Here is a 9,957-nt window from a genome sequence, read left to right as displayed (position 1 = left end):
GGCTTGCTCCCGAAGTCGGTGTATCAGTCGCCATTGATGTTGACTGAACGACCGCCTTCGGGAGCAAGCCCCCTCCCACATTGGTTGTGTGATGTTCTTGAGAATGTACCGTCCGTAACGCCACCGAAACTTTCCCGAACCGCCCGCAGTCATCAACAGACACAGGCTGTACGAGGACTGACAACGGGAGGGCGGCATGGCAACGATTCACATCGGTATTTCCGGCTGGCGCTACGTTCCGTGGCGAGGGGATTTCTACCCGAAAGGACTGACGCAGAAGCGCGAATTGCAGTTCGCTTCGCGGGCGGTCAACAGCATCGAAATCAATGGATCGTTCTACGCCCTGCAACGGCCCGAACGTTATGCCCGGTGGTACAGCGAAACGCCCGACGACTTCGTGTTCAGCGTCAAGGCGCCGCGTTTCATCACCCACGTCCGGCGCTTGCGCGAGATCGAAAAACCGCTGGCGAATTTCTTCGCCTCCGGGGTGCTGGAACTCAAGGAAAAGCTCGGGCCGATCCTCTGGCAGTTTCCACCGAACTTCAAATTCGATCCTGAGCGCTTCGAACACTTCCTCTCATTGTTGCCCCACGATACCGAAGCCGCTGCCGCCCTCGCCCGCCAACACGATTCACATCTTCACGGCCACGCCAGCCTCAAAGCCTGGCGCAAAAAACCGCTGCGCCATGCCGTGGAAGTGCGCAATGACACGTTCATCGACCCCGACTTCGTGCGCTTGTTGAAACGCTACAACACCGCTCTGGTGATCGCCGACACCGCCGGCAAATGGCCGTACCGCGAAGACCTCACCAGCGATTTCGTCTACCTGCGCCTGCACGGTGCCGAAGAGCTGTACGCCAGCGGTTACACCGACGCCGCGTTGAACAAATGGGCTGAACGCATCGACGCCTGGCATCACGGCCGGCAACCCGGCGATGCGCATCTGATCGCGCCGCGCCTCAAGCCGCGGGCGCGTACATCCCGCGAAGTGTTCTGCTATTTCGACAACGACATCAAAGTCCGCGCGCCCTACGACGCGCGCAGTTTGCTCCACCGATTCGAGCTGGATAAAACGCTCGCCACCACCCCCGGTGAACCGGCTGCCGAAGGGGTGCTGGCATGAGTATTCCAGAGCCGGTCGGGTTCACCGACGAGCAGACCAGCGTTGAAGTGTCGGTGCGTCGTTTCACCGTGCTGACGGTCAACACACACAAGGGTTTCACTGCGCTCAACCGACGTTTCATCCTCCCGGAGTTGCGCGAAGCGGTGCGCAGCGTGGCCGCCGACGTGGTGTTTTTGCAGGAAGTCCACGGCACCCACGAGCATCATCCCAAGCGCTACAGCAACTGGCCGACGATGCCGCAATACGAGTTCCTCGCCGACAGTCTGTGGCCGCAGTTCGCCTACGGGCGCAACGCGGTGTACCCGGAGGGCGATCACGGCAATGCGTTGCTGTCGAAATTCCAGATCATCCGCCACGACAACCTCGACGTGTCGATCAGCGGTCACGAGAACCGCGGGCTGCTGCATTGCGTGCTGCGACTGCCCGGCGATGGCGTCGAAGTGCATGCGATCTGCGTGCATCTGGGGCTGCGCGAAAGCCATCGCAATGCGCAATTGAAACTGCTCGGCGAGCGTCTGGCGGAGCTGCCGGTTGACGCGCCAGTGATCGTCGCCGGTGACTTCAACGACTGGCGCCAGCGCGCCGACGCGCTGCTCGAACCCTGCGGTCTGCGCGAGGTGTTCGCCGAGCATCACGGCAAACCGGCGCGCAGCTTTCCGGCGCGGCTGCCGACGCTGCGGCTCGATCGTATTTATGTACGCAACCTTAAGGCCAGCCAGCCGAAAGTCCTGGCCAACCGGCCCTGGTCACACCTTTCCGACCACGTCCCGTTATCGGTGGAGATCGAACTATGAGCAGCGCACCGCTGGAGAAATCCGCCGTGGAACCGATCAGCATCAACCCGCCGGTGCGCGAGCCCGGGCATGTCGATGTCGAGTACGGCTGGCAGGGCAATAACCGCGTCGAGTTGCTGGAAAACGGCGAGGAATATTTCCCCCGGGTGTTCGACGCCATGCGTGCGGCGAAGAGTGAAATTCTGCTGGAGACCTTCATCGTTTTCGAAGACAAGGTCGGCGCAGAGTTGCAGCAGATCCTGATCGACGCCGCGCGGCGTGGCGTGCGCACCACTGTCAGCCTCGACGGTTTTGGTTGCGGCGAGTTGACCACCGGTTATCTCGCGGCACTGAGCGAAGCGGGCGTGCATCTGCAAATGTTTGACCCGGCGCCCAAGCACCTGGGCATTCGCACCAACTGGTTCCGCCGCCTGCACCGCAAGATTGTGGTGGTCGACGGACTGATCGCGTTCATTGGCGGGATCAACTTTTCCGGCGATCACCTGGCCGATTTCGGCCCCGAGGCGAAACAGGATTATGCGGTGCAGATTCAAGGGCCAGCGGTCGCTGACATCCATCATTTCGCCCTGCTGCAAAGTGGTCGTCCGGGACGCGCACGGTTCTGGTGGCAGCGCCGGCGTCAGCGCCGGGCGGACATGGCTTTCAACGATCACGACGGTCAGGTACGTCTGGTGTTTCGCGACAACGATCAGCATCACACCGACATCGAAGATGTGTACTTGCACGCATTGCGCCGGGCCAAATGCCGGGTGGTGATCGCCAACGCCTATTTCTTCCCCGGCTACCGCCTGCTGCGCGAGATCCGCAACGCGGCGCGCCGTGGCGTCGAGGTGCGGCTGATCCTGCAAGGTCAACCGGACATGCTGGTGGCCAAACTGGCCGCGCGCATGACCTACGACTATCTGCTCAAGGCCGGGGTGCAGATCCACGAATATTGCCAGCGCCCGCTGCACGGCAAAGTCGCGTTGGTGGATGAGGAATGGAGCACCGTCGGCTCGAGCAATCTCGACCCGCTGAGCCTGTCGCTGAACCTGGAAGCCAATGTGCTGATCCGCGATCGCGCGTTCAATCAGCATTTGTTTCAGCGCCTCGAAGACCTGAGCCAGAATCACTGCAAGGCCATGGACGCCAGCATGTCCCCGCGAGGACGGATCTGGCACATGACCGTGGGATTTCTGGTGTTTCACTTCCTGCGGCATTTCCCGTCAATGGCCGGTTGGTTGCCGGCGCACAAACCGCGGCTCAAGCCGTTTCGGGGGCGCACGTCATGAGCCATTCCCACGCACAGTCTGCGCCCGCCACTCACTCTCGCTGGAGTCGCTGGAAACGCCCACTAACGTTGCTGTTCTTCCTCGCGCTGATCGTGTTGCTGACGATGTTCGCCACCCGTATCGAATGGGCGGAAGTTCTGCAAACCCTGGCTGACTTCAAGGTGCGCACGCTGATCATTGCCGCCAGCCTGACCCTGCTGAGCTTTCTCACCTACGCCAGTTTCGACCTGATCGGCCGCACCTACATTCGCCAGGACCTGACCTGGAAACAGATCCTCCCGGTGGGGATCATCAGTTATGCGTTCAACCTCAATCTCAGCGCCTGGGTCGGCGGGATTGCCATGCGCTATCGGCTGTATTCGCGCCTGGGGGTGAGCAAAAGCAACATCGCCAAGATTCTCGGTCTGAGCCTGGCCACCAACTGGTTCGGTTACATGACGATTGCCGGCGTGGTGTTCAGCAGCGGCCTGGTGAGCATGCCGCCGGGCTGGAAAATCAGCAGCGCCGCGTTGCAGGGCATTGGCGTGCTGCTGTTGTTATTGAGTGCCGGTTACCTCGCCGCGTGCCAGTTCTCCAAGCGCCGCGAGTGGTCGATTCGCGGGGTGGAAATCAACCTGCCATCACTTCGCATGGCCGTGCTGCAGTTGCTGCTCGGTGCATTGAACTGGTCGCTGATGGCGGCAGTGATTTTCACTCTGCTGCCGAGCAAACTGGATTATCCGTTGGTGCTCGGCGTGCTGTTGATCAGCGCGATTGCCGGAGTCATCACGCACATTCCGGCGGGGCTTGGAGTGTTGGAAGCGGTGTTTGTCGCGCTGCTGCAGCACGAGGCTTCGCGGGGCAGTCTGGTGGCGGGGTTGCTGGCGTATCGGGCGATTTATTTTCTGTTGCCGTTGTTGATTACGGTGGTGATGTATTTGCTGGTGGAAGCCAAGGCCAAGGCGTTGCGGATCGAGAAGAAACCGTCCTGATTTTGTGGCTATGGCTGATGGCCCCTTCGCGAGCGAGCCCGCTCCCACAGGTAGAACGCATTCCAAATGTGGGAGCGGGCTTGCTCGCGAAGGCGTCCGAAGAGCCACAACAAATCATGTGGACTGGATGATGCTCAACCGCTCACCCACCACCATCTCGGTAATCCAGTCCACCAGAATCGAAGTATAGGCCTGCTGCGAAACCGGCTCGCTCAAGGCATGGTCGGCGCCATCGATGATCCGGTGCGTCAGCGAATGCGTCTGCTGACAGGCGGCACGGTAGCTCATGATCGTCGCGTGGGGCACGTAGTCGTCGGTTTCCGATTCCACCAGCAACACATCCCCGGTGAACTGCGAACAGGCGTGCAGCGCACGGTTGCTGTCTGCACGGACCAACGTCGCCCGGTAGTCGCGCAGGTCGGCCTTGTCCAGTTCACGCTTGGGCGTGTGCCATTGCTCGTCGCGATACAGCGCCGGTACCCGCAGCGCCAGCCAGCGCACCGGACGCAACGAGGTGAGGATCGAAGCCAGGTAACCGCCATAACTGGTGCCAACCACCGCAATCGCCGAGGTGTCGAGCGCCGGATGCGCCAGCAGGCGGTCGTAGGCTGCGAGCAGGTCACGCAGGTTGTCTTCGCGCGTCACCCGCGTCAGCGGAATGCCGGTGCCACCGGTGTGGCCGCGCAGGTCGAAGGTCAGGCATACACAACCAAGCCCGGCGATGCCCTTGGCGCGTTCAAGATCACGCTCCTGGCTACCGCCCCAGCCGTGCACAAACAACACGCCGGGGACTTTCGATTTTGGACTGAGAAACGTCCCGCTCATCTGTTCATCATCAATGTCGATCTGAATGCTTTCGCTTCTAGCCGTCATAAGATTTGACCGTTACGTATTTGAGAAGGAAGTCGCTGTTCTCCGCTGGCCCGCGATAGATTTCGATGGCGTCCGCCGGCAGGCTTTGATCACTATAGGTTTCTACGGTCGACACGCGGATCGCGGGCATCTGCGGGTCATTGACGAAGCTTTGCAACGCGGCCAATTCAGCGCTGCTGGCACCGCCCATGCGCCAGGATTGTTCGAGCACCCCGCTGCGGGGTTTGCCATTGCTGTCCAGGCCTTGGGCAATGTCATAGTTGCGGCGTGAGGCGTAGAAATCTGGATAAGCCTCATCCGCTGCCCGGTCGAAAATCTGCGCCTGCTTGATGGCCTGTCGCACGTCATCCGGCAAGTCCAGCGCCAGCAGATCTTCGTAGCCGCCCTGCACTACCAACAGATTCGAACCACCATAGACTTCTTCGCCATGGGCATCCTTGGTCAAGTATTGATCACCGCAGTAGCTAAGCACTTTGTCGCCGATGAATGACTGGCCAACGCTGTGGGTGAACACATTGCTCAAGTCCTGTTCGAGCACCACGCCATCGCGAAACAACTCGGCAGCCTCCGCACGGCCGAGCACTTCATCGAACGCGTCGAGGCTGTTGATAACTTCCTGGCCACGACCGGCACAGGCGTGAATCGGCTTCAGGCGGATCGGTCCGCTGTACAGCAGATGCTCGGCAGCGGGTCGCGCATCTTCCACGGCAAACACCGTCAAGCCGTCGAGCACCACATCGCGCACGCGCTCGGAGAATTGCGGCGCCCAGCCTTGTGGCGCGTGAGCCAGATGACTGCGCAAGCCGTGGCTGATGGCTTTGGTGCAAATGAAATCGTGTTCGACGTACCCGCCCCACAAATCGCCGGGACCCCTGATCCCCAGATTACGCGCGCTGGCCGGGCCAACAATGGTCTGGGTCGGCAGCCAATACAAATCGCGACCGCGATGCTTCTGCGGGTCAAAACTTCCGCCGAAGCTGAGTCCGAGAATCTGCGCCAGCCAGCGGGCAAGTGCCTTATTTGTCTGCACTTCATGTTGCGGCGCCCCGGCCCGAACCGAATGGGCGACGACCACTTTCCTGCTCGACATCGGGGTCATGCGTCCCCCTTCAAGCCAATTGATGAATGTAATAAGAGAAGTGCAGAGATCAGGCCAATCGCCTGGGGCCAGGAATACCCTATGAATCAATCGCTTGGACCTAGGGTGGTGGCATCAGGCCTGTTTCAATCTGCACGACTGCCAGCGAATCCGCGGCAATTTGCACGAAACGGGTCGCCAGCTACTGCTGACTGACTTCCTTCCAGATGGCATCGAACATGACACAACGTTTGAGCATAGCCTGACGCCCGATTTGAATCGCAAGCCGCTTGGCTTCAGGCGTCTGGTGAGTCAGGCGTTGCAGAACTCCCAGCATGGTAATCGCGTGGTCCTCATCCTCTTCGATATGCAGGCGAAAGAACTCCAGCCCTTCCTCACTGACATTCAGTCCCTCCAGTGCCAGCAGAATCGGTTTGTAAATCAGCGGCACAATGGCTTCGGCTCCCAGGCAGAGTGCTGCGAGGCCCTCGACAGGATTTTCACTGCGGCAAAGCTGCATGATGCATTGGGTGAAATCCACGGTCTGAGGTAAAGGCAATTCAGCCAAGGGATGGGTGCCCAGGATCCGCAGCGACCTTTGAAACAGCTCGGAATGCGTGAGCTTGTTGTCACCATCTATGCCCATTTCCTCTTGCATGTTTTCCAACAGTAATTTGATGTCGCCAAGGGACTCGAGGCGATTGAGGATTGCGCATAGAAAGCGGGTAAAGTTTCGCGAGTAGTAATGATGCTGGATCAGAAAGTAACGCATCCCCTTCAGGGAAACATGACCGTTTTGCATTGCCAGCAACAGTTCATGATTAACCAATCTATCTAACGCATCAGCGTCCAGCCATTGGCCCCATAATGTGCCTCCGGTCATGAAGTTAATGACCTTCGCCCCATCGCCGCAATTCAACTCTTTATCTACTTCCAACTTTAAATTCCTTTTAATTCTTTATCAGCCATCCAGCCGATCGCAACTTTCCAGTTATTCCGAAACCCCGAAAAACTTACAAAACCGTATTCATTGTGCGTCGCTGTAAATGACCGGGCGCTCAAACCTGGCCAGAAAGTAAGCACATAGAGAGGCGAAAATGATGCACAGACCGCCTGACGCAAGAATCACAGCGCTGCTCGAGAAATGCAGTAACAGCCATCCACTCAGCAGGCTCGCGGGAGGAATCGCGAGGTAGGCAATGAGCCGTGTAACTCCGACCGTTCGCCCAAGAATGGTTTGCGGAACCACCTGCTGGCGATAGGTGAAAAAAGCGATGACCACCACGGATTGGCAACCGGTAGAAAGCGCCCACATTGCCGAAAGTGACCACGGATCGTTGGCCATCGCCCCCATCAGCGTGAACACCCCGGCCAGCAAACAGCTTCGACGGATAAGAATGCCGGCCGGATATCTCTTCACCAGAAACGCCCCCATAGCTGATCCGGCGACGGCACCTGCACCGATGAGTCCGTAGTAATAGCCCACATCACTCAATGGCACGGCCAGTAGCGTGGTGTAGACATAGACAAGGCTGGCACCGATCAAGGCAAAACCGAAATTGCAGAAAAAGAACAGCATGACAAACGAACACAGTTCTCGCTGCTGGATGACATACAACAGTCCGGCTTTGATTTCCGTGAATACCCGCGTGGTGGCCGGCGCAGGCTTACCCTGCTCTTTCAGCAAGAAGCAAAGCGGCAGGGATAGCGCAAATCCGACAATGCTGCCAATCAGCAACTGCTCCTTGGTACTGAAGGCCAGCAAGGCTGCAACGCCGATTGGTGCAACGATGCGAATGATGTTGTCACTGGCATTGACGATTGCATTGAATCGGTGGAGTTTGGGCCCTTCGATCAGTGCGGGCGCAATACTCTGGAAGACCGGGTGGTGGGTGGCACCGACGCTTGCCAACAGAAAGCTCAGCAGTAACAGAGTAATACTCAAGCTGCTCCCGGACAGCGTAATCACGGCAGCATATATAATGCAGCCGGTGACGATGTTGATCAGATCACCACCGATCAAAAAACGCCGTTTGCTGTAGCGATCACTCCACACACCGGCGAAGGGCGTGACCAGTATGTAGGGCGCCATCGCGGCGAAAAAAGCCAGCGACGTCCAGACTGGGGAGCCGGTCTGCTCATAAACATACAGCGGGATCAGAAACGCTATGGCCCATGAGCAGATGGACGTGATGGCATAGGACGCCAGGAGTTTGAACATCTAGACAGTCTCCGCCTGCGCCGACCGTTGCGCGTCCACGAGATGTCCACACACCGTGCAGTCCGGATTCTGTTGCCAGACTTCGGCGACGCTGACGTCCAGGTCGTCGAATGTGAATTCCTTTAGCTTGTTGGTCAATTGTGGCGGTTGGCAGCCGGTGATGATCTTGACCGTTTCGCTGACCATCATCCCGGCGGTGACAGCCACCAAAGTCACAAGAGCCGGGCCGGGATGCTCATAAGTGATGTCGTGCTGTTTGGCCATGGTCGAAACGCTGTTCACCAGGCTGCTCTTGTTACGCGCCGACGTCAGCCAGCAAGCGCCGCAGCCCGAGGAGCCAGGCACCACCGAATAAAACACCGAGCGCCGTACATCAAGCCCGCCTGAAATGAAGGGTACGCCCTGTTCAACACAGGCCTCATTCAGCCAGTCGGCCATGTAGTTCGCGGGTTTATCAGCGACACAAATCACAATATCGTGGCCGCGTACGATGCCGGCAACGTCTTGCGCCGACTGGAGGCGGGTTTCGTGAGCAGTAATGTCGAGGTGACTGTTGAATTCAAGCAACCTGCGCCTGGCCGTTGCAACCTTCGGCATGCCAACGTCGGTTTCCTTGTAAAGGATCTGCCGGTTCAAATTGCTCAACTCGATCGTGTCAAAATCGAGGATCGTCAGATGGTGGACACCCAGCGCCACCAGGTCGAACAGGATATGGGTGCCCAGACCGCCGCAGCCCAGGACACAGACCCTGGCCGTGCGCAGTTTTTCCTGGTGGGTGAACTTGTTTTCGCCCACAGCCGCCATCGACCCGAAAAAGTCGATGTTGCGGGAAAATCTGATGCGATCATGATCCGAAAGAGAAGTAGTCTCAAAGGCATCCGGACTCTCGACCAGCCGGTATTTGATCAGATCTTGCGCGACGCTTCGGATTTCGTCCTGATCCACCGCGGGATAACGGCCTGCCACCTGGGTAATCAACTCCTCATAGGGTGTACGGCCATCAAGTGCCTTGGCGAACTCCCAGACAGCACCGTGAGGGTCGGGGATTTTTGCGTATTGACCGTTAAAACGCAGAACTACTTGACCATCAAGTTTGAACGGAATAATCGTCGGTTTAAGACAAAGCTTCATATTCGAGCCTCGATCGCTATTAAAACAAGTTAGTAAAAGAACCAGGGCCGCGAAGGCCCCGGCTCTTACTGATCAGATCAGCCGATCTGAGAATCGCCAGCGGAAGATGCTTTTTCGAAAGTCATAATGATTTCCTCAAAAGTTGAAGGGCCGGTAGTCCAAGCTGTGTTCCACCGGAGTGAAGGTGTGCACACCCCAAAACTAGAATAAGTTCTTAGTGGTTGCGAACCGACCTTGTTTCTTAATATTACTCACAAAAAACAAACTTCCTACGCTCTTACGAAGGGCCGCTATTACTTCTTACGGAAACATGCAAAAACAATGTAGGAATTATCTTCAATATTTAAACAATAAAAAATCACAGCGAGAGAATTGAGAAACAAACTCGCCTTCCAGACAATAAACATCAGTGATTAATCAGAAACACACTCCCCACCCGGGACAACGCTTGCGACCACCACCTCATCGGCGATGTCGACATGCCGAAAAAATCTC

At 57.8% G+C, this 9,957-nt stretch carries 9 protein-coding genes; 4 read left to right on the top strand and 5 right to left on the bottom strand.

Annotated elements, in window-relative coordinates:
* The first annotated feature begins 196 nt into the window (after window positions 1-196).
* Genes QMX91_RS11165 through QMX91_RS11150 form a run of 4 tightly spaced genes read left to right on the top strand, consistent with a single transcriptional unit; the run spans window position 197 to window position 4,159 of the window.
* Window positions 197-1,123 (top strand): DUF72 domain-containing protein, encoded by a 927-nt coding sequence (locus tag QMX91_RS11165; protein WP_134787444.1) that lies wholly within the window; start codon window positions 197-199, stop codon window positions 1,121-1,123.
* On the top strand, window positions 1,120-1,917 hold the full coding sequence (locus QMX91_RS11160; protein ID WP_134787445.1) for an endonuclease/exonuclease/phosphatase family protein: 798 nt from the start codon (window positions 1,120-1,122) through the stop codon (window positions 1,915-1,917). The genes QMX91_RS11165 and QMX91_RS11160 overlap by 4 nt, the downstream gene beginning before the upstream one ends.
* Window positions 1,914-3,188, top strand: a complete 1,275-nt coding sequence (gene clsB, locus QMX91_RS11155) for a cardiolipin synthase ClsB (protein WP_282412713.1) — start codon at window positions 1,914-1,916, stop codon at window positions 3,186-3,188. Before QMX91_RS11160 ends, clsB begins: the two co-directional genes overlap by 4 nt.
* Entirely contained in the window at window positions 3,185-4,159 is a 975-nt protein-coding gene (locus QMX91_RS11150) for a lysylphosphatidylglycerol synthase domain-containing protein (protein WP_027612952.1), read from the top strand. The genes clsB and QMX91_RS11150 overlap by 4 nt, the downstream gene beginning before the upstream one ends.
* A 114-nt stretch (window positions 4,160-4,273) precedes the next feature.
* Here QMX91_RS11150 and QMX91_RS11145 read toward each other — a convergent pair whose 3' ends face one another.
* The 5 genes from QMX91_RS11145 to QMX91_RS11125 all read right to left on the bottom strand — a co-directional run bounded on the left by QMX91_RS11145 (window position 4,274) and on the right by QMX91_RS11125 (window position 9,462).
* Window positions 4,274-5,032, bottom strand: a complete 759-nt coding sequence (locus QMX91_RS11145) for an alpha/beta fold hydrolase (RefSeq protein WP_027614239.1) — start codon at window positions 5,030-5,032, stop codon at window positions 4,274-4,276.
* Window positions 5,022-6,131, bottom strand: a complete 1,110-nt coding sequence (locus QMX91_RS11140) for a DUF3182 family protein (RefSeq protein ID WP_282412712.1) — start codon at window positions 6,129-6,131, stop codon at window positions 5,022-5,024. The genes QMX91_RS11145 and QMX91_RS11140 overlap by 11 nt, the downstream gene beginning before the upstream one ends.
* Before the next feature lie 181 nt (window positions 6,132-6,312).
* On the bottom strand, window positions 6,313-7,047 hold the full coding sequence (locus QMX91_RS11135) for an iron-containing redox enzyme family protein (protein ID WP_282412711.1): 735 nt from the start codon (window positions 7,045-7,047) through the stop codon (window positions 6,313-6,315).
* A gap of 90 nt (window positions 7,048-7,137) precedes the next feature.
* Complete coding sequence (locus QMX91_RS11130; protein ID WP_282412710.1) at window positions 7,138-8,331, bottom strand: MFS transporter; 1,194 nt, start codon at window positions 8,329-8,331, stop codon at window positions 7,138-7,140.
* Window positions 8,332-9,462: a ThiF family adenylyltransferase gene (locus QMX91_RS11125; RefSeq protein WP_282412709.1), complete on the bottom strand. Its 1,131-nt coding sequence runs from the start codon at window positions 9,460-9,462 to the stop codon at window positions 8,332-8,334.
* Between the last annotated feature and the right edge of the window lie 495 nt (window positions 9,463-9,957).

This window comes from Pseudomonas sp. PS01299 (assembly GCF_029960145.1).
In the GTDB taxonomy this organism is placed as follows: domain Bacteria; phylum Pseudomonadota; class Gammaproteobacteria; order Pseudomonadales; family Pseudomonadaceae; genus Aquipseudomonas; species Aquipseudomonas putida_A.
This window is presented reverse-complemented; position numbering and strand designations above follow the sequence as displayed.